We start from the raw sequence: 20,216 nt of genomic DNA, 5'->3' as shown, positions 1-20,216 counted from the left end.
GCTTGATCCCCGGTTCCTGAACCGGTATCCGCACAGCTTTTCGGGCGGCCAGCGCCAGCGTATCGGCATTGCACGCGCGCTGACGCTTAAACCCGACCTTCTGATTTTTGATGAACCGACATCGGCACTTGATGTATCGGTTCAGGCGCAAATTTTAAACCTTCTCAAAGATTTGCAGCGTGAACTTAAACTGACATACCTGTTTATTTCGCACAATCTGGCGGTGGTTGACTATATTGCGGACCGGATTGCTGTGATGTGTGCGGGGCGTATTGTTGAATCCGCACCACGCGAACAATTGTTCAGAAATCCGGTCCATCCCTATACCCAGGCATTGCTTAACGCCGTACCCTTTGCCGATCTGGATCATCTTCTGGATTTCACCAAGATTGTCGACGGCAAGGCTTCCGACCCGCGCCGCTGGCCTGCACCCTTTACCATTGATGCCCAATCTGATCCGCGGATGGTGCAGTTTGCCGAGGATCACTTTGTTCGTGCCGCACGTGCCGATTATCAGGAGATGGCCATATGAAGCAGACTATCGTTCCTGCGTTTTCTGCGGGTTGGTTTAACAAATCGCGCATGGCGTTCGTATGTGTGGGGTTCTCGGCGGCAATGTTTGCGGGGATGATATCGGCGGTCGGCCCGGCAAAGGCTGAAATTCCGTATTTCGAGGATGCCGTATCAAAGGGGGAATTGCCCCCGATGGCGGCACGTCTGCCTGAACATCCCAAGGTCATCGACTTCACTGCCGAGAATAAGGAAATCGGCAAATATGGCGGTGATCTGGTGACCATCATGGGCCGTTCGCGCGATATTCGCATGGCGGTGGTTTATGGCTATGCCCGGCTGATCGGATATGACGAAAACCTGAACCTGCAACCCGATATTCTCGAAAACCTTGATGTCAACGATACAGGTAATGTATTCACCCTGCATCTTCGCAAAGGCCATAAATGGTCAGATGGTGAACCCTTTACCGCCGAGGATTTCCGCTATTTCTGGGAAGACATCGTCAATAACGATGAACTGTTTCCGGTCGGTCCGCCGCGGTTCCTGTTTGTTGGCGATGAACCGGCAACATTTGAGATTCTCGACGAATATACCGTTCGTTACAGTTGGTCCAAACCCAACCCGTTTTTCGTAACGGAACTGGCTGCAACCCGGCCGCCCTTCATTTATCGGCCTGCACATTATCTGAAACAGTTTCACGCAAAATATCGCGATGCGGCCGAGCTGGATGCGATTGTCAAAGAACGGGGCTTACGCAGTTGGGCGGTGCTTCATACAGATAAGGACCGTCCTTACCGGCTTGAAAATGTCGAACGTCCATCTCTGGAACCATGGCTGATCCGAACCGAAGAACCGTCTGATCGCTTCATCTTTGAACGTAACCCGTACTATCATCGCGTTGATCCGGATGGTAATCAGCTGCCTTATATTGATCGGATGATCTTCAATATCTCGAATGCCAAACTGGTTCCGGCCAAGGTCGGCGCGGGCGAGGTTGATCTGCAAAGCCGGATTCTGTCCTTGCAGGATTACACCTTCCTTAAACAGTCCGAGCCGCAGCAAAACTTCAAGGTGAACCTTTGGGATGTCGGTTACGGTGCCTATGCGGCACTTTATCCGAACCTGACCTGTTCTGATCCGGTCTGGCGGAAATTATTGCGCGATGTGAAATTCCGCCGGGCATTGTCGCTTGCCATCAACCGAACCGAAATCAACCGGGTGATGTTCTTTGGTCTGGCGGCACCGACCAACAATACGGTCCTTCCCAAAAGCCCGCTTTTCAAACAGGAATACCGCGACAGCTATATTGAGTTCGATGTCAAGAAGGCCAATGCGCTGCTTGATGAGATGGGCCTGACCAAGCGCAATGGCGATGGCATTCGTTTGATGCCCGATGGTCGACCGCTTGAAATCATTGTCGAAACCATGGGCGAAAACCCCGAACATGACGACATGCTTGAACTGATCGGGGATAGCTGGAAACAGATTGGTGTAAAGCTGTTCGTCAAGGGATTGCAGCGCGAAGTTCTGCGCAATCGGGCCTATAGCGGCGAAACCATCATGTCGATCTTTAATGGTGTCGATAGCGGCCTTGCAACGCCGGGTACAGTTCCGGCGGAATTCGTTCCGATCCAGCAGGACAGCCTGCAATGGCCGAAATGGGGACAGTATTTCCAGACCAATGGCGAGGCGGGCGAAGCACCGGATATGCCCGCGGCCAAGGAACTCATGGACCTTTATGGTAAATGGGCCAGTGGCAATGACGCGGCCCGAAAGGACGCATGGCAGCGTATTCTCGATATCAATGCGGAAAACATGTTCTCTATCGGTCTGATCGGTAATGTGCCGCAGCCGGTCGTGGTTCGCAACGATCTGCGCAACGTGCCGGAAAAGGGCATACATAGCTGGGAACCAGGTGCATTCTTTGGCATTTACCGTCCCGATACATTCTGGTGGGACCGTTGATCGCAATGATCTGAAAACGAACGCATCATTCCGGACAGGGAAACCGGAGCCGATGCGACAGGGGGAGCTTAACCGCCGATGCTGACTTTCTTGGCAAGACGGCTTTTTGTCATGATGCCCACGCTGTTTTTCATCAGCGTGCTGGTGTTTATTATCATTCAATTGCCGCCGGGCGACTTCCTGTCCACCTATCTGAATGAATTGCAGGCGCAGGGCGAGGCGGTCGATCCTGCCAAAATTGCTTTCCTCAAACAGCAATACGGTCTTGATCAACCGCTCTGGCAGCAATATTTCGATTGGGCGTGGGGGCTGTTGCACGGCGATCTTGGTTTCTCGTTTGAATATAACCTGCCGGTTACCGAGGTGGTTGGGGATCGTCTGTGGTTATCGGTCGTTCTGAATTTCAGCACGGTTCTGTTCATCTATGTCGTCAGCTTCCCAATCGGGATTTATTCTGCAACCCGCCAATATAGCTGGGGCGACTACGGCTTTACCTTGCTCGGTTTCCTTGGCCTTGCCATGCCGAACTTCCTGTTTGCGCTAATCTTGCTGTATTACGCCAATGTTGTGTTTGGGACTTCCATCGGCGGTCTGATGGATCCGGAATTCATCAATCAGGGATGGTCTTTTGCCAAGATCATGTCGGTTGCCGAACATCTTTGGGCGCCGGTGCTGGTGATCGGGACATCCGGGACCGCGTCGATGATCCGGCGCCTGCGTGCGAATCTTCTTGATGAACTCGGCAAACAATATGTTGTCACGGCCCATGCCAAGGGCCTGTCGCCAACGCGCGTTTTGTTCAAATACCCGCTGCGCATGGCATTGAATCCGTTTATCGCCGATATCGGCAATATCCTGCCTCAGGTCGTATCGGGTTCTGTTCTGGTATCTGTTGTGATGTCGCTGCCAACAACCGGGCCGATGTTGCTTGCCGCCCTACAAAGTCAGGACATGTATCTGGCCGGGTCGTTCCTGATGTTTCTGGCATTGCTGACGGTGATCGGCATGTTTGTGTCCGATCTGCTTCTTGCATGGCTTGATCCCCGAATTCGTCTGCAAGGAGGGGTCTCGCAATGAGCCGCAGCGACGACAAACGTAACGAACATTTCGTTGATACCGCGCCCTTCGATCCCTGGGATCGAGAGGAACTGACACCCGCGCAGGAAAAATACTATCTCGCATCGCAGTGGAAGCTGATTTGGTGGCGGCTTAAACGCCATCGGCTGGCGTATGTTTCGCTGATCATTTTGGCGATCATGTATGCATCCGTTTTCATTGTCGAAATCCTGGCACCCTATGCACAGGAAACCCGGAATTCCGAATACATCCATCATCAACCGCAAGCAATCCACCTGTTTCACGACGGGAAATTTGTCGGGCCGTTTACCTATGGCACCGATTTCTCGATTGACATGGAAACGCTGAAACCGATCTATACGCCAAGCGACAGCCGTGTTGAAAAAATCCGCTTCTTCTGTTCCGGCGATCCCTATGAATTCTGGGGCCTGTTCGAGGCCGATTTTCATGTCATGTGCCCGGCCGAGGACGGAACCCTGTTCTTGTTGGGTACGGATCGTCTGGGACGCGACATGTTGTCGCGCATGATTTACGGCGCGCGTGTGTCGCTGACCATCGGTTTGGTCGGTATCGCCGTAAGCTTCGTTCTAGGCATCCTGATCGGCGGGGCGGCGGGATATTACGGCGGCTGGGTCGATGCAAGTGCGCAGCGCCTGATCGAAGTCATCCGCTCGATGCCGGAAATTCCGTTATGGATGGCACTTTCAGCAGCATTGCCGGTGACCTGGAGCCCGGTTTTGATCTATTTCGGGATCACGATCATTCTGGGCTTGATCGACTGGACGGGGCTTGCCCGCGCGGTACGTTCGAAACTTCTTGCACTGCGTGAAGAAGACTATGCCCTTGCCGCCCGTCTGATGGGGGCCAAGCCAAAACGCATCATTGCCCGTCATCTGCTGCCAAACTTTGCCAGTCACCTGATCGCGTCGGTAACCCTCTCGATCCCGAACATGATCCTTGGCGAAACCGCGCTCAGTTTCCTTGGTCTTGGCCTCCGGGCACCTGTCACCAGTTGGGGCGTGCTGTTAAACGAGGCTCAGAACATCAACGCCGTTGCTGTCTATCCATGGCTGATGTTGCCGGTGGTACCGGTGGTGATCGTTGTTCTGGCGTTCAACTTCCTTGGCGATGGCCTGCGCGATGCGGCCGATCCCTACAAGAATTGACTGTCCTGCCAAATCAAGCAGCCCGCCATCTACTGGCGGGCTGTTCTGCTTTAATGCACAATCGGTTTTGATCGCAGTTGCGCCATCGAGGGCACCATCGCAATCACCGAAAGTGCGAGCCCGAAACCGCAAACCGCAGGCCAACCGCCCAGTCCCCATGCATAGGTCGCCCCGGCCGAGCCGAATGAACCGCCAAGGAACATACCGGTCATATAAACGGTGTTGATCCGGCCGCGGGCTTCTGGCAGCAGGCCAAAGATCACATGCTGATTGGAAATCATCGCACTTTGCACGCCGAAATCCAGAATGATCACCCCGACGATCAACCCTGCAAGAGCTGTCCAAAGCCCGAATGCCAGCCACGAAATCACGCAAATGATGACACCAGCGGCAATGACGCGCGCAGGACCATATCGGTCTGCCAACCGGCCCGAAAGGGGGGCTGCCAGAACGCCAATCGCGCCCAAAACCCCGAATAGCCCGGCGATATCGGCACCCAGCTGATAATCGGGTTCCTGAAGATGCAGGGCCAATATGGTCCAGAAGGCCGAAAATGATCCGAACAGGGCGGCTTGCGTCAATGTCGCCCGGCGAAGGGCAGGCAGCTGTTTACACAGGAACAGCACGGATAAAAGCGCCTCTCCATAGCCGATGGAGGTCCGCGCCTTGTCCTTTGGCAACATCATGGCCATCACGATGGCGGCAAGAACGGCCACCGGGGCGGCAAGCCAGAACATCTCGCGCCAGCCAAGATGGGTCGACACAAACCCCGCCAGTGTCCGGCTCAGAAGAATACCGCACAGCAAACCCGCCATGACCGTGCCAATGGTTTTTCCGCGGTTTTCGGGAGGGGTCAGTGCTGTTGCATAGGGAATGATTTGCTGGGCCACCGTCGAACAGGCACCAAGCAATATTGAAGAAATAAACAGAATATAATCCGTTGGTGCCGATCCTTCGATTACAAGAACCAGTGCCAGCAACAGGAACAGGATAACAATCAGTTTGCGTCGGTCAAACAGATCGCCAAGCGGGACGAGTAAAAACAGACCAACTGCATATCCCAACTGCGTTGCGGTCGGGATCAGTGCCGCAGTGCCGCTTTGATTGAACTCGGCCATAATGATGCCAAGCATCGGTTGATTATAATAAATATTGGCAACTGCAAGACCGGCAGCAACCGCCATGACAAAGGCCAGTCCCCGGCCAAGACCCGGAGCATCTGTTCGCGACATCGATTTAATCCTGATTAACCGTGGTTCGGATGGAAAGACGTTTTCCCGGCAGGCTTGCGGGGCTTTTACCCCGTCATTTCCGTCAAAACGGTTTGAATGGATACTGATCCTGTTTGAACTACTTTTTACGCAACCACAAGCTGGTTTCATGTGCCCCATCAGGCAGATGAATGCCATTGGCGATGGAGTTTGCAATAATGTTATTCAGGCGTGTACTGGCATAGGCACTCGACCACAGGATTTCAAACCCGTTACCTGCCAGCAACGCTGCAACACCCTGCTGTTCATTGTATCCGCGCCATTGCCAGATTTCCGGATAATCATCGGGCAGGGTGATGTCATGGATATGAATGATCGCCCCACTGGGCAATGCCGGTATGACCGTTGAAAACAGCAGATCAACATCCGTGCCGGGCATCAGGATATGGCTTGAATCTATCGAAAGAATATCCGCACCCGACAATGTCTTGAACACAGCCGGATCGGCCTTTTGCACGATGGTTCGTTCGACCGTAATCGGCAAGGCGGCAATATCGGCGCGTGGTACCGGATCAATTGCGTGAAAGATGGTGTCGAGTTCACCATCAAGAATGGCGCGATAGTAAAACCGTGTTGAATGGCCCGATCCAATTTCAATAATCCGTTCCGGGCGAAATTCACGCGTCAGGACATAGGCCATCATCCCGTCTAGTCGCGGGAACCAGCTTTGTTGCCAACGTGGATCGGGTGGGGTGGCATTGCCGAAACTGGCAAATGCGTCCTGATATTTGTTGGCCTTGGTCAGCCACGCCTTCATGGTCGGCGCCGCGTGATCCATCATGGCCTCGATTGCCGGATAATGCGGTCGGCCAACGGTACTGGCCGTTTCGGCGGCATAGCGATACGGAATGAAATAACCGGCTGGCGACGCCGTCAAAAGCGTCCTAAGCCCCAGTTTCAAACGGCGCCATTTCCGTGAAAGCGGAAGATTGCTCATCAGATTTCCCCCAGGCATGTCCCGGTCATTCACAAAACGTGTTGTCTTCGCCGCGCCAACGCTTGATTAGCCAAAGCGCAAAGAAGAACGCAACAATCGAAAGTCCGCTCATGGCGTAATAGGCATGCGACCCGAAATGATCATAAAGCGGTCCCGATGCCCAGATCGCACTGCCAAGGAAAACACCCATGGATAATGTCGCCATCAGGCTTTGAGCCGATGTTGCCAGCTGGGTCGGTACCGCGCGTGCAATAAAGCTGACAGCCGCCAGATGGGTAATGCCAAATGTCATGGCATGCAAGGGTTGCACCAGAACAATCAGCCAGAAATTATCGGTCATGCCCAGAACAGTCCAGCGCAGCACGCCTGACGCCGCTCCGATGGCAAACAAAATCCCCGGATGCCGACCGCGCACATATTTCCCGGCAAAGGCAAAAAGGGCGATTTCGGCAATCACCCCGATGGACCAGAACGCCCCGATCACATCATGGGGATAGCCGACATTTTCCCAATGGACAGACGCAAAGCTATAATAGGTGCCGTGCGACCCTTGCGCAAAACCGATGCAGCCGAGATAAATCAGGAAAACGGGTTTGCGCAGCAGATAAATGATTGACGAACCGGACCGCAACGGACGGTCGGTTTGTGGATCGGGCATGCGAGTGACGATGGCAAAATTTACAATCCCGGCAATAAACAGCATCCAGACAATCCAGGCCGTAGATGTGCCGTCAAGAACCCATCCCGCGCCATAGGATGCCGCGATAAAGGCAAGCGATCCCCAAAGCCGAACCCGGCCGTAGTCAAGTTCCTTGGCCTTGCATTCATGAACCGTAATCGTTGTACCCAGTGGCAATAACGGTGCAAAGCTAAAGCCGATGATCACGGATAATCCGGCCAGCCACCAGAAATTGCTCGATACCGGAAAGGTAAGAACCGTAACGACATAAATCCCCGCCAGCCACAACATCGGTGTCTTACGATTGCCGGTGCGATCTGCGCGCTGCGCAATCAATGGGTCGGCAAAAACCCGAACCCAGTTGGGCAGGGACAGCAAAATACCGATCTCGCCCGCCGATAATCCCTGACTTTTCAACCAGACCGGCCAATAGGGCAGAAACACACCCTGAATAAGGAAAAGCCCCACGAAAAACAGCGCAAGCACGGTTGCGGTTTTCATACGCGGGTCGTCAAATGACGGAAGGACGTGCTTGTTGATCATGCCGTGATTTGCCGCCGTTTAAGACCACGCACGATGAACCGTGCGGGATGGATCGCATCCATCAGGGACTTTTCGAGCGGCAGGGGCATATTGCAAATCTCGCTGGCAATTATTTCGGCGGCAAGAGGGGCTGCGATCAGCCCACGCGCGCCAAATCCGGTACAGATATACACGTCTTTGTGGTAAGGCGCATCGATATATCGCGCCGCTTTTTTCCCTTTGTCTATATCGTGATAGGCCGAAAGATAGGCATCGTAATCCGGTGCTGGACCGATCATCGGCAGGTGATCCGGGGTTGTGGTCCGCAATGCCGCCCGACCTTCAAGTTTTATCGCTTCCAGCCTATCGGCAAGCTCGGGCAGGACGCGGCCCAACTGTCGGCGGTTATGGGCATGGTCAGTTTCGCGCAGGTCCGTCTGATCATCATTGCGATCAAATGTCGCACCAAAAACATGGATACCCGCACGCGCCGGTGTCAGGTAACCCTTGTGACTGAGCACGCAGCGAATTTTGGCATCGCCGTAGCATTCGCGCAATGCGCTGTCGTCAAAGTAACTGATCTGCCCGCGTACCGGGCGCAGATAGTCTGAAAGCCATGCGGTTTGATCAAGCCCCTTTGTTTCGGTCGCACCGGCAATGATCACGGCATCAAAGGGGCCAAATTCCTGCCCCCCAACCGAATGCAGGACCTTGTTCGTACCATATTCGGAAATTGCAGCAATCGGTGTGTTGGTGTGGCACTCGATCCCGCTGGCAAGACAGGTCACCAACGATGGTGGATTGACCCAGCCAGCACCAGGATAAAACAAGCCACCATGTGGCAGCGGCAACCCAAAGGCGCTACTCGCAGCTTCACGGTCCAGAACATGAACCAGATTGCGGCTGTCCGGCAGGCGCTGCATCATGCCTGCCTGACGCTCTTCGTCGCGCTGGCTGGAAATCAGATCCAATACGCCGCAAAAATCGGCTTCGATCTTCCCTGCTTCGGACAGGCTCCGCACCAGTCTTTGGCTGTATCGAAAGCCCGCTTCGTAAAAGCGTCCTGTTATGGCGTTATCAGCGGTGAAATAGGGTTCAAGCATCCCGATGGGATTGCCTGATGCCGCATTTGCCAAGCGTTCGGATTTTTCAAAAAGCGTAACCGCGCATCTGCGATTTTGAAGCGCCCGTGCACAGGCGGCCCCGGCCATGCCGCCGCCAATGATCGCGACACGTTTGTTATCCGTCACTTTTGGCAATACAAACCAAGGGTTTTCGTCCATTCCTTTGCCGCGATCTGCGCTTTTATCGGTCCCTTTCGGGGCAAGGCGGGCCGTGATCATATCGCGCTTATAGGCATATCCCTTGCGCTTGGCGACTTCAAACCCGGCCTGTTCCAGCCCGTCACGCACGATACGTGCTGCACTGAATGTCGAAAGGGTCGCGCCATCACGGCTTGATGCCGCGGCAAGGGCGGTGAACAATTCCGGTCGCCACATATCGGGATTGCGCGACGGGGCAAAACCGTCAAGGAACCAGCAATCGACCATTCCGTGATAATCGCGATAACAGTCAATCGCATCCCCGATCAGGAGTGTCAGCGTGACCGAACCATCGCCCAGATCAAACCGGTGCACACCGGGCAACATCGTTCCGGTTGGCCATTGTGTGACCAGTTGGTCAGAAATTTCGGCCAATTCCAGCCAGTTCTGATGCGCGCGCGCAATCGCATCACGCGTCAGCGGGAATTTCTCGACCGATACGAAATGAAGCCGTTTGGACCGCGCCGGGTCCTTTTGCCAGCAATCCCACGCGGCAAGGAAATTTAATCCTGTGCCAAAGCCGGTTTCACCAATCGTGAAATTCTCCCGGTTTTGCCATGCTTCGGGCAGGTTATTGCCCGAAACAAACACATATTGCGTTTCGGCCAATCCGTTTTTTGGATTGTAATAGATGTCGCCAAATTGCGGGGAAAAGGGGACGTTGCCTTCCCGCCATGTAATGCCGCCGGTTTGTCTCGCGGCTTCGGGCGATTGTTCATCTGCGCTCATGCAGACAATGCCTCGGCATCTTCTTTGGAAACCAGTGCCAGTGCCTCGCGCACCGTATCAACACCCGCGCCCTTGCGATGGGCATTTTCGCTTAAATACCGGCGCCATTGTTTGGCACCGCGCATCTGCTGAAACAGGCCAAGCATATGTCGCGTCACATGGCCAAGCGTCCCGTTGTTCGATTTCAGATGTTCGTCGATATAGGGCAACATCGCCTCTGCCACCTGATGACGGCTTAAGGGCTTTGTATCATCACCATAAAAACGCCGATCCACATCCGAAAGCACATAGGGGTTCTGATAGGCTTCCCGCCCGATCATCACGCCGTCCACCTGTTTCAGATGTTCTTCGGTTTCATCCAGTGTCTTGATGCCGCCATTGATCAGGATTTCAAGTTCCGGCAATTCCTGTTTCAACTGGTAAACCAGATCATATTTGAGCGGCGGGACTTCGCGGTTTTCCTTGGGACTAAGCCCGTTCAGCCATGCCTTGCGGGCATGCACGATGAAAGTTCTGCACCCGGCATCCGCCACGGTTTCCACAAACCGTTTAAGCGATGGGTAATCTTCCTGATCGTCGATACCGATGCGGTTTTTAACCGTTACCGGTGCGTCACTGGTGCCAATCATCGCTTTGACGCAATTTGCTACCACATCGGGGGTCGCCATCAGACAGGCACCGAATGCCCCGTTCTGCACGCGATCCGACGGACAACCGCAATTCAGGTTGATCTCGTCATAGGCATAATCATTGGCAATCTCGCAGGCACGCGCCAGATCATCGGGGTTGCTGCCGCCCAGTTGCAGGGCAACGGGATGCTCTGCCGTGTTATAGCGCAAATGCCGGGCCACCCCACCATGGATGATCGCACCCGTGGTAACCATTTCGGTATAAAGCAGCGCATGCCGACTGATCTGCCGCAAGAAATAGCGATCATGCCGATCTGTCCAATCCATCATCGGGGCGACGGAAATACGCCGATTGACAGTCATACCGAGTTGTTCCTGAACCTGAGCACGTGAATGGGGTTGCCGATTTCCGGGCGCGGTCTTTATATATGTTCCGGGATTTAGGGTCAAAACCCATTCGGCGATGCATGGCTGCATCGCACATTGCGCGACATACAGGAAGCATTCATGATTACGGTCTATGGCATCAAAAACTGCGATACAGTCAAAAAATCCCTTAAATGGTTCGACGCCAAGGGGATTGATCACAAGTTTCATGATTTCCGCATTGACGGAATTGATGCCAAAACCATTGAAGGGTGGCTTGCCGAAGTCGGCGGCAAAACCCTGATCAATAAACGCGGGCCAAGCTATCGTAATCTTTCCGAGGGCGACAAGGCCGTGCTTGAAAATGATGATGCGGCGGCGGCCGTCATCCTTGCGGCCAATCCGACCGTGATCAAACGGCCGGTTGTCGATTTCGGCACAACCCGCACGGTTGCCTATGACGAAGGGCGCTGGTCCGAACTGGCTGGGGCATGAGTGACAGGATGATGGACTCGATTGTGACTAAAAAACCTGTCGTCCGCGGCGTGATCTTTGATTGTGATGGTGTTCTGGTTGATACCGAAAACCTGGCAAACAGGGTTCTGACCGATCTGCTGTGCGAATATGGCTGTGACATGACCCCGGCGCAAAGCCACCAATTCTTTATCGGTGGCACGCTGGCGGCTGTTGCACCCAAAATGGCCGAAGCTTTTGGTGTGACCTTGCCTGACGACTGGATTAAGGAATGTTATGCCAGAACCTTCAAATCATTTGAAAAAGATTTGAAGCCATATCCAGACCTTGATCCTGTTCTCGACCTTCTGGATGCGAAGGGGATCCCGATGGCAATCGGTAGCAACGGCCCGCATGACAAAATGGATGTATCGCTTGGCAAGGTCGGGTTGCTGGATCGTTTTCGTGGTCGGATATGCTCCGCCCATGATGTGCAACATGCAAAACCGGCCCCCGATGTTTATTTGCTGGCTGCTGAAAAAATCGGTATCGACATCACCGAATGCGTGGTTATTGACGACAGCATCAGCGGCGTGCGCGCCGGTGTTGCATCGGAGGCCACGACAATCGGTCTGGTCGATCTGACATCGGCGGATGCTCTGCGCGGGGCAGGGGCGCATTATGTCGCAGAAAATCATCTGGCATTACGTGACTTTCTGGCTGATTGGCTTGCTTGACAAAAAAAGGGCGGCATCGCAATCGATGCCGCCCGTCCTCAAATCATCGAAATCTATATTTACCCGCCGATAACAATGCCTTCGCGTCGTGGATCTGCCCCGCCAATCAGACCCTGATCGGTAATCCGGATGATGTGCAAACCGGAATTAAGATCGCGGATCTCGGTTTTGAAACCGCGTTGCTGAAGGTATGGCTCAAGAGCCTCGGCCTCTGTTCCTGCCTCGATATCAAAGGTTCCGAACCGGTTGATCAGATGGGGCATGTTGATGGCCTGCTGCGGGTCCAAGCCCCAGTCAATCATCCCGACTAGCGCCTGTGCGACATACCCGATAATCCGCGATCCGCCAGGTGACCCGGCGGCGATAACCGGTTTGCCTTCCTGCATGACGATTGTCGGTGCCATGGAAGAACGCGGGCGTTTGCCCGGTTCCAGCCGATTGGCAATCGGCACACCGTTGCTGTGTGTCTTGAACGAAAAATCGGTCAGTTCATTGTTCAACATAAAGCCGCGCACCATCAGGCGCGACCCAAAGCCGTTTTCAATGGTGGTGGTCATCGACACAACGTTACCCATGGCATCGACAATTGAAAAATGGCTGGTGCTGGGGAATTCGATTGCTTCATCATCGGCCAGCCGCATGGCGTGACTGAACGCGGGCATGCCCGGTTCCACACTTTCCAGTGCCTGGTCGCTTTCCAGAAGCTTCGATCTTTTTGCCAGATAATCCTTGTCCAGTAATCCGGTCAAAGGCATCGGCACAAAATCGATATCAGCCATATATCGCCCGCGATCAGCAAAGGCCAAACGTGATGCATCACCAATCAATCGCCAGCTTTCCGGCGATTTGGGGCCAAAATCACCAATATCAAACGGTTCGATCAGCCCAAGTATCTGCCCGACCGTCAGGGCACCGGATGATGGCGGGCCCATTCCACATATTTCATATCCGCGATAATCGGCGCAAACCGGATCACGTTCCTTGACAGTATAATTGGCAAGGTCTTTCAGGGACAGAACACCGGGGTTCCAGCTTGCCTCCTGAACCTTGTTAATGATGTCATTGGCAATCGGCCCAAAATAGAACCCGTCAGTACCGTTTTGTGCCAACGCTTTAAGGGTATTGGCATATTCCGGGTTTTTCAGAAGCGCACCTTCTTCAAGCGGCGCGCCATTGCTGTCAAAGAAATAGCCCTTTGCGGTATCATCGCGTGAGAGCTTTTCGGCATCCTCGGCGATCAGTCCGGCAAGGCGAGGGGAGACATTAAAACCGATTTCGGCGCGTTCTATGGCAGGGGACAGCAATGAGGGCCATTCCAGTTGACCCCATTTTTCGTGGGCTACTTTCAGTAATGCTGGTGTTCCCGGTGTCCCGACGGACCGACCGCCGACAACAGCATCATAAAATTCCATTGGTTCGCCTGTTTCGGTCTGAAACAGGGGCGGTGTGGCGGCCATCGGCGCCGTTTCGCGGCCATCCATGGTTGTCAGCTTGCCGCTGCGTGCATCAAAATAAACCAGAAAGGCACCGCCCCCCAGTCCCGACGACTGTGGCTCAACTAGTCCAAGCATCGTCTGAACGGCGACCATGGCATCAATAGCATTGCCGCCGCGACGAAGCACATTTGCACCAGCTTCAACCGCCAGCGGGTTGGCCGCCGTAACCATCCAGTTCGGCGCGCGAACAGCGTCGCGATGTGAGACCGGCGATGTCGCACTTTCGGGTGCAATCGCATCCGTGGCCTGTTGTGCGTTGGCCGGCAGTGTCAGCAATATCGCCGTTGCACTGCTCAGCAGAAAGGACCGCAGACGGAAACCTTTGATCATGTGGGGCATGTCACCAACCTTTTTGTTGTGGTTCTGATGGCCCATGCTTCCAGAAATGGTGGTGATTGAAAAGAAAACAGTTGGGGACGTTCAGAAAAACAAAAGGCAGAATGCGCTAACATCCTGCCTTTAAAAATGAATTCGTTTTTTGTAATCAATCAGGCTGCGGACTTCTTTGAGGTACTGTCCTGTTTTTCGATTACGTTTTTTTCAAGCCATTTAGCAATTTGGGATGCTGCTTTTTCCCATTTTGCGTCAAGCATCATCGCGTGTGCGATATCATCAAGCAGAATGCAATCCGCGCCCAAACGCTTCGCGGTATGATTGACCAGCTCGCTTTGAATGATCTCATCATTGCGTGCCCCGATGGCCAGTATCGGCGGCAGATCTGTTTGCGATAGAAACACAGGATTGGCGCCCATCATATCCATCAGGGCGCGGTGGCTTTCTGTTTCAAGGCGACCGAAATAAATCATGCCTTCGTCCTCGGCGATGTCGGGCGACAGCATGGCACGCCCAAGCCTGTCTCGCAGCAGGGTGTGCGGTCCTATTGCCTGAAGCCAGAACATCTGAAGATAAAGATCGGGCTTTGCCATCGCCATCATGGCGTTGCTGGCAAGAAGGCCTTCCGGTGGGACGGATGCCATCAGTACCGCAGCGGCGGCCTTATGTTTTTCAAGATATTTCTGGATGATGTAACCACCCATCGAATGCCCGATCAGGATCGGCTTCTGTCCCAGCGTATCGACAACGGTTTCAAGGTCTTCGACATAATCATCAATTGACGCCAGACTGCGCAGGTCGCGTCCGCCGCTGCCACCATGGCCGCGCAGTGAAAATGAGATGGTTTCAAACCCCTGATCGGCAAACCAGGTCAGGAAATGCTCGTTCCAGCACCAGGCACCAGTAAACGCACCATGGACGAAAACAATCGGGGTTTTAGATTTGGGCTTGCTGCTTGGGTTACGGCGAAAAATTTCCAATTCGGGACTCATGGCAGGCCTCCTGCATGCGAATTGTGTAGGGATCCATATAATCTAACATGAAAATCGACAATTCACATCCGCAGCATTCGTTTGGATAGAGTATGGTCATACAATTGTATTGAAAATAGCCCCGAAATTGATTGCCGGTGATTGTCAGTGCCGACTGCTTTGCATATGATCCTAAGGGGATAGTCGGTATCGGTCACATTCGCGATGAACCGGTAAAACGATGAAAACGAGAGCATGGAAAAGCTGGGGTAGATGGTAGAATTATCGGTGGTCGGTATTCTTGCGGGGCTTGATCAAGCCGCACTTGCGGATGTCGAACGGCACATCAACCGAAAAACATTTTCGGCCGGTGCGCAGATCATTGAACCGGAATCGGACAGTTCGGATGTCTATCTGATCCTGTCGGGTAAGGTCAGGATCGTGAATTATTCGCTATCGGGGCGTGAAATCACGCTGGAGGAAATCGGGGCCGGCGGCTGTGTCGGCCATCTTTCGGCCATCGATGGAGAACCCCGTTCGGCTTGTGTGCTGGCCGTTACCAATACCGATGTTGCCATTGTCAGTCCGGCCAATTTCGAAAAAGTCGTCAAGAACCACCCATCTGTCGCCTGGAATGTCATTCATGAACTCGCGCGTATCGTGCGGACGTCGACCCGGCGGATTGTTGATGTGAGTACCCTTGGCGCGAACGAACGTGTCGTGGCGGAAATTCTGCGCTGCGCACAGATCGCGATTGCAGGGGACGGATCGGCAACGTTAAACCCGGTGCCGGTTCATTCCGACATTGCCGGGCGTGTCAGCACATCGCGCGAAACGGTTGCGCGCGTTATGGGCAGTCTGGCGCGCAAGGGACTGGTGACCAAAAACGATACCGGTCTTTACGTTCCCGATGTACGACGTCTGGAAGAATTCCTGAGTGAGTCGATCCATTGATTTAATCAGGTCGGTTGCGAAATGATGAAATGTCGACAGAAAGTCGAAATTGTTTCGTCAATTGTGACGGGTGTCACAGAAACCTTTGGCCGTACAGGATAGAAAAACAGGGTGACGGGCATTTAAATGGTCCGGAACATCTCCCCCAAGAGAGTTTACTGGCCGTACAATTTTTTGTACGGCCATTTTTTTTGCGTTTGATCATGGCGCGCCCAGCTACCGGTCTATAAAGTATCGCCAGTTTAAGGCTTTATAAAATCAGGAAACATCTTCATGCGGTTATCTGTTGTTTTGGCGGGGCTTAATGGGGCAATTGCCGTCGCACTTGGTGCGTTCGCAACCCACGGCATGGCAGGCGAAGAAATGAGCCACGCCCGTGATCTTGTCGAAACTGCCGCCCATTATCAGCTGGTTCATGCTGTGGGGGTTGCTGCCATCGCAGCCCTTGCCCATCAGGTGCCCGATGAACGGCTTTTGCGCTGGGCGGCATATGCAATGCTGGCGGGTATTTTATTCTTCTGCGGAGCGCTTTATGTCATTGCCTTTGCCGGGATAAGCGCCTTTGGCATGGTGGCTCCAATTGGCGGGCTGTCTTTCATTGCCGGCTGGCTGATGCTGGCGGGGGCAGGCTGGAAAAGATTTTCAGCCTGACGGGAGTTGGGGCGTTTCACTAGGTCCACCAGACAATAAAAAAGACGCGACCCGAAGGTCACGTCTTTTTTAAATTCCGGTAACCTAATCAGCCGAGGCTGAAAGATTACTTCATTTTCGCTTCTTTGAACTCGACGTGCTTGCGCACGACCGGGTCGTACTTGCGAAACGAGAATTTCTCGGTGGTATTCCGCGGGTTCTTCTTAACGACGTAGAAGTAACCGGTGTCAGCGGTGCTTACCAACTTTACGAGGATCGAAGCGGGCTTCGCCATATCTCAGCTTCCTGTGTTCAGGTGTATCTCAGGCCGCGGAACATAAAGGTTATGCGCCGGGTGTCAAGCCATTTTGGCAAAATTAATGCCATTTTTATTGCGAGGCAAAGGTATCGGCAATTTCATTGATCGGCAACTGAGCCAAATCCTTGTAACCCGGGAGGTTTTTGATCAATTCAAGCGCGATATCAATGTCGTTTTCATCAATGCCCTGACGGGCCGGGCACACCTTTCTAAGGTCCTGTCGTGCCTGTTCGTTCTGATAATCAAGATTGCGCCATTTTGTCATCACGGCGACCATGTCATCGCGATGGGCCAATGCAGATTTGATCTGTTCATCCGGACCAACTCCGTCGGCGGTTGTGCAGATCGACGGGAAAAGTCCGATACGATCAAATGTGTAACCGGATGGAGCCGTCATCTGCGACCATGTAAAGGTCAGGGTACCCTTGTTCGAAAGATCATTGATCGCCTGAACCGATCCCTTGCCAAAACTGGTCGACCCGATCAGAACGGCGCGATTGCGGTCCTGAAGGGCCGCGGCGACCAGTTCGGCCGATGATGCCGTTCTTCCATCAATCAGAACCACAAGCGGGGCACCGCGGGTCAGGTCCTCGGCATCGGCTTTGAAGATATGGCGCGCGGCCATCACGCGTGATCGGGTATTGGCAATCGGGCCACCGGCAATAAACAGATCGGCAACCTCCACACCCTGCTGCAAAAGCCCGCCACGATTGCCGCGAAGGTCAAGGATCACCCCGCGCAAACCACCGGGATAAAGATCGGCCTTCAGGATTTCATCGCCAAGCGCCTGTGCCGTCGCGCTGTTAAAACTGGCGATCCGCGCAATCAGAATATTGTCGCGAATTTCGGCAAAAACGGTCCGGCCGATAACGCGTTCTCGCATAATTTCAACCGGTGTGACGACCGGGCTATCGGCCCCATTGATCTCGATTGAAACACGTGTGCCTTCCTCGCCATGCAAAAGGTCGCTGGCGTAGGAGGCGGTCCGGTTATAAAGGTTGATCCCGTTCACCGAAATCAGTTGATCGCCGATATTAAGGCCTGCCTTGGCCGCCGGGCTGTCTTCGTGCACTTTCTTGATGACCGGATATCCATCGCCACCGATCAGTCGCACGCCAACCCCGATATAACCATCGCGCCGTGTCCGCGCCGTTTCGGCCTGGCTGGGACCCTCGTAACGGCTGTATCGATCAAGGTTCTTGATTGATCCACTGACAAGGGCCGATTGTACCGAAAGCGGATCGGCATGGCGCAAGTCTGGTGAATAAACCCGGTAAATGCCAACGCCCGTAAGCGTCAGCTCCGTCCACAAAAGGGTGTCCTGTTCTTCGCTATCGGCAGCGGGCAGGGCAAGATTGCGAACGGTTTTACCGTTATATCCAAGGATGATTTCGTCAGGCGTCATGCCGATGCGAATGTTCGGATCAATGGTCGAAAGCCCGTCAAGCGCATTGACAACGATCTGTTCACGGCCAATTGGATCAATATATCGGGTCGCGACCAGTTCGATGGTTTGTGACATCACATCGCGCGTCTGCGCATCATCACTTGAAATGATCACATCCGCACGCTGGGTCACACACCCGGCCAGCAAAAGGCAAATACCAACCATCCCGGCAACACGCCTTATCGGGCGTAAAGCCGGACGGAAAGAAACAGTATCGAAGTCCTGCGTGGCTGATGCCAAAATGTGCTCAATCCGAAAGGAGATGGATCAATGTGAAAGTCATTCTACTGCGAATGATGTGCAGTCGACAATGACTATCCCTTGATCTTCATCGCCCACTGGGTTCCAAGCACCGCCCCCTTGATAAAGGGCAGGAAGCCGAGGCAAAGCAAAACAGTGATCGGTAGCCAGACCGACAATTGCAGCGCCATGGATGGCTGCATGGATTGTTCCATCGTAAGCGCCCCGCCAACAACGATATGGCCGACAATGAAAATCGTGAAATAGGGCGGTGCATCATCACAGCGATATTCGCCGATCGGATGCGCACAGCAATCACATTCCTGACGCAGCTTCAGATACCCGCCAAACGCAAGTCCATGCCCGCAATTGGGGCATTTCCGGCGGAAACCGCGGCTAAGACCGGTTAGCAGGCGCGACCCGCTGCTTTGTTCGCTATATTCTGGCTGCATGGTGGCATTCGTTCCTGTTTTTTGATCCAGCCCCTTGATCGGGCCGAAAAAAAGGGGCATTGAAACGGATATCTATCATCATGAAGTTGAAGTGATCGGGCAAGTGCTTTTCTGGCATGGCTGAAAACCCTGCGAAACGCCGTTATAATACCGACTCTTTGATACTGATGTCTTCAACCCGGTACAGGAGCGCCCAGATGGGGAATGCAGACGATATCGTCGCCCGACTGAAACAGGATTTCATTGAAGACACTCTGGAACGCGCAGACCGCATCGAAACCACCATTGATCGTGTTGCCGGCGGTATGGACAAGGCTGATGTTGGCATCGCCGAACTGCGGCGCGAAGCCCACACAGTCAAAGGTTTGGCCGGATCGTTCGGTTTCCCGCTTGTCGGCGCTATTGCGCACCGCATGGAAGATTACATCGCCGAACTGACTGAAATTGATGATCTCGAAGCCGCATCGCTTGTCGATTTCACGACATGGATCCGCGAAATCATCGAAAGCGGGACCAATCCCCCGGCGGAGGAAGAAACCCGCATTCTGCGCTCATTGCCGACCCGAAGTGCAAAAAAGGGGGATGAGGATAGCGTCTCGAACACGCCAACAGCGCATGACAAGGAAGTTCTGATTGTCACTGCAACCACGGTTCAGGCGCACTTTCTGCAACGCGAATTGCGCGAAAAGGGGTTCCGGACCATCACCGCACGTAACGCAGTCGAAGCATTCGAGACCGTCGTGCAATCGCGCCCAGATGCAATCATCACTGCGGCGGTCCTTGATGGTCTAAGCGGGATCGAACTGATCCGCGCCCTTGCCGCAATGAAAACCATGAAGGACAAGGCGCTTGGCCTTCTGACCAGCTTCGAGGCATTCCACCCCGATCTGGAAGGTCTGCCATCAAATGTCGTGATCATTTCAAACCGGGGCAAGCAGACAGCCGAGCATCTGGCAAAGTTCATTGAAACGCTTGACTGATTGCAACATCCGATATCAACGAAAAAGG

Annotated in this window: 19 protein-coding genes; 9 read left to right on the top strand and 10 right to left on the bottom strand. The window is 53.8% G+C overall.

What is annotated here, in order from left to right:
* From SMB34_RS02795 to SMB34_RS02780, 4 genes are all read left to right on the top strand, one after another.
* Positions 1–532: ABC transporter ATP-binding protein (locus tag SMB34_RS02795; protein ID WP_037987580.1), on the top strand; the 532-nt coding region annotated here is incomplete at its 5' end.
* Entirely contained in the window at positions 529–2,478 is a 1,950-nt protein-coding gene (locus SMB34_RS02790; RefSeq protein ID WP_037987579.1) for an ABC transporter substrate-binding protein, read from the top strand. The genes SMB34_RS02795 and SMB34_RS02790, both read left to right, overlap by 4 nt.
* Before the next feature lie 78 nt (positions 2,479–2,556).
* The gene (locus SMB34_RS02785; protein WP_007089931.1) at positions 2,557–3,555 is read left to right on the top strand and encodes an ABC transporter permease; all 999 of its coding nucleotides are present in this window, start codon (positions 2,557–2,559) and stop codon (positions 3,553–3,555) included.
* On the top strand, positions 3,552–4,721 hold the full coding sequence (locus SMB34_RS02780) for an ABC transporter permease (RefSeq protein WP_037987578.1): 1,170 nt from the start codon (positions 3,552–3,554) through the stop codon (positions 4,719–4,721). Before SMB34_RS02785 ends, SMB34_RS02780 begins: the two co-directional genes overlap by 4 nt.
* Positions 4,722–4,771: 50 nt before the next feature.
* Here the strand turns inward: SMB34_RS02780 and SMB34_RS02775 are convergent, their stop codons facing one another.
* The 5 genes from SMB34_RS02775 to dusA all read right to left on the bottom strand — a co-directional run bounded on the left by SMB34_RS02775 (position 4,772) and on the right by dusA (position 11,173).
* The gene (locus SMB34_RS02775) at positions 4,772–5,953 is read right to left on the bottom strand and encodes an MFS transporter (RefSeq protein ID WP_037987577.1); all 1,182 of its coding nucleotides are present in this window, start codon (positions 5,951–5,953) and stop codon (positions 4,772–4,774) included.
* A gap of 118 nt (positions 5,954–6,071) precedes the next feature.
* Positions 6,072–6,929 (bottom strand): class I SAM-dependent methyltransferase, encoded by an 858-nt coding sequence (locus SMB34_RS02770; protein ID WP_007089928.1) that lies wholly within the window; start codon positions 6,927–6,929, stop codon positions 6,072–6,074.
* 25 nt (positions 6,930–6,954) lie between these two features.
* The gene (locus SMB34_RS02765; RefSeq protein WP_037987576.1) at positions 6,955–8,151 is read right to left on the bottom strand and encodes a 3-phenylpropionate MFS transporter; all 1,197 of its coding nucleotides are present in this window, start codon (positions 8,149–8,151) and stop codon (positions 6,955–6,957) included.
* Complete coding sequence (mnmC, locus tag SMB34_RS02760) at positions 8,148–10,181, bottom strand: bifunctional tRNA (5-methylaminomethyl-2-thiouridine)(34)-methyltransferase MnmC2/FAD-dependent 5-carboxymethylaminomethyl-2-thiouridine(34) oxidoreductase MnmC1 (protein WP_037987575.1); 2,034 nt, start codon at positions 10,179–10,181, stop codon at positions 8,148–8,150. The genes SMB34_RS02765 and mnmC overlap by 4 nt, the downstream gene beginning before the upstream one ends.
* The gene (gene dusA / locus SMB34_RS02755) at positions 10,178–11,173 is read right to left on the bottom strand and encodes a tRNA dihydrouridine(20/20a) synthase DusA (protein WP_037987574.1); all 996 of its coding nucleotides are present in this window, start codon (positions 11,171–11,173) and stop codon (positions 10,178–10,180) included. Before dusA ends, mnmC begins: the two co-directional genes overlap by 4 nt.
* 144 nt (positions 11,174–11,317) lie before the next feature.
* Between dusA and SMB34_RS02750 the strand changes: the two genes are divergently transcribed.
* Entirely contained in the window at positions 11,318–11,671 is a 354-nt protein-coding gene (locus SMB34_RS02750) for an ArsC/Spx/MgsR family protein (RefSeq protein WP_037987573.1), read from the top strand.
* A gap of 23 nt (positions 11,672–11,694) precedes the next feature.
* Positions 11,695–12,366 (top strand): HAD family hydrolase, encoded by a 672-nt coding sequence (locus tag SMB34_RS02745; protein WP_240478729.1) that lies wholly within the window; start codon positions 11,695–11,697, stop codon positions 12,364–12,366.
* 59 nt (positions 12,367–12,425) lie between these two features.
* Here SMB34_RS02745 and ggt read toward each other — a convergent pair whose 3' ends face one another.
* Positions 12,426–14,201 carry a gamma-glutamyltransferase gene (gene ggt, locus SMB34_RS02740; protein ID WP_240478728.1) on the bottom strand — a complete coding sequence of 592 codons (1,776 nt, stop codon included), beginning with the start codon at positions 14,199–14,201 and terminating at the stop codon, positions 12,426–12,428.
* A gap of 149 nt (positions 14,202–14,350) precedes the next feature.
* Complete coding sequence (locus SMB34_RS02735) at positions 14,351–15,187, bottom strand: alpha/beta hydrolase (protein WP_037987572.1); 837 nt, start codon at positions 15,185–15,187, stop codon at positions 14,351–14,353.
* Positions 15,188–15,439: 252 nt separating this feature from the next.
* On the opposite strand from SMB34_RS02735, the gene SMB34_RS02730 reads away from it, so the two are divergent.
* Both SMB34_RS02730 and SMB34_RS02725 read left to right on the top strand, forming a co-directional pair.
* A complete protein-coding gene (locus SMB34_RS02730) occupies positions 15,440–16,120 on the top strand; it encodes a Crp/Fnr family transcriptional regulator (RefSeq protein WP_007089920.1) in 681 nt (226 codons plus the stop codon).
* Positions 16,121–16,393: 273 nt separating this feature from the next.
* The gene (locus tag SMB34_RS02725) at positions 16,394–16,771 is read left to right on the top strand and encodes a DUF423 domain-containing protein (RefSeq protein ID WP_037987571.1); all 378 of its coding nucleotides are present in this window, start codon (positions 16,394–16,396) and stop codon (positions 16,769–16,771) included.
* A 106-nt stretch (positions 16,772–16,877) separates the two neighbouring features.
* On the opposite strand, the gene rpmG is transcribed toward SMB34_RS02725, so the two are convergent.
* The 3 genes from rpmG to SMB34_RS02710 all read right to left on the bottom strand — a co-directional run bounded on the left by rpmG (position 16,878) and on the right by SMB34_RS02710 (position 19,268).
* The gene (rpmG, locus tag SMB34_RS02720; RefSeq protein ID WP_007089918.1) at positions 16,878–17,045 is read right to left on the bottom strand and encodes a 50S ribosomal protein L33; all 168 of its coding nucleotides are present in this window, start codon (positions 17,043–17,045) and stop codon (positions 16,878–16,880) included.
* 94 nt (positions 17,046–17,139) lie between these two features.
* Complete coding sequence (locus tag SMB34_RS02715) at positions 17,140–18,756, bottom strand: S41 family peptidase (protein ID WP_240478727.1); 1,617 nt, start codon at positions 18,754–18,756, stop codon at positions 17,140–17,142.
* Positions 18,757–18,830: 74 nt separating this feature from the next.
* Entirely contained in the window at positions 18,831–19,268 is a 438-nt protein-coding gene (locus SMB34_RS02710; protein ID WP_007089916.1) for a DUF983 domain-containing protein, read from the bottom strand.
* A gap of 137 nt (positions 19,269–19,405) precedes the next feature.
* Here SMB34_RS02710 and SMB34_RS02705 point away from each other — a divergent pair, with 137 nt between their 5' ends.
* Positions 19,406–20,188: an Hpt domain-containing protein gene (locus SMB34_RS02705; RefSeq protein WP_007089915.1), complete on the top strand. Its 783-nt coding sequence runs from the start codon at positions 19,406–19,408 to the stop codon at positions 20,186–20,188.
* The last annotated feature ends 28 nt before the right edge of the window (positions 20,189–20,216 follow it).

The organism is Thalassospira permensis NBRC 106175 (genome assembly GCF_000714555.1).
GTDB lineage: Bacteria > Pseudomonadota > Alphaproteobacteria > Rhodospirillales > Thalassospiraceae > Thalassospira > Thalassospira xiamenensis.
The sequence above is the reverse complement of the archived record's forward strand: the minus strand, read 5'-3'. Positions and strand labels throughout refer to the sequence as shown.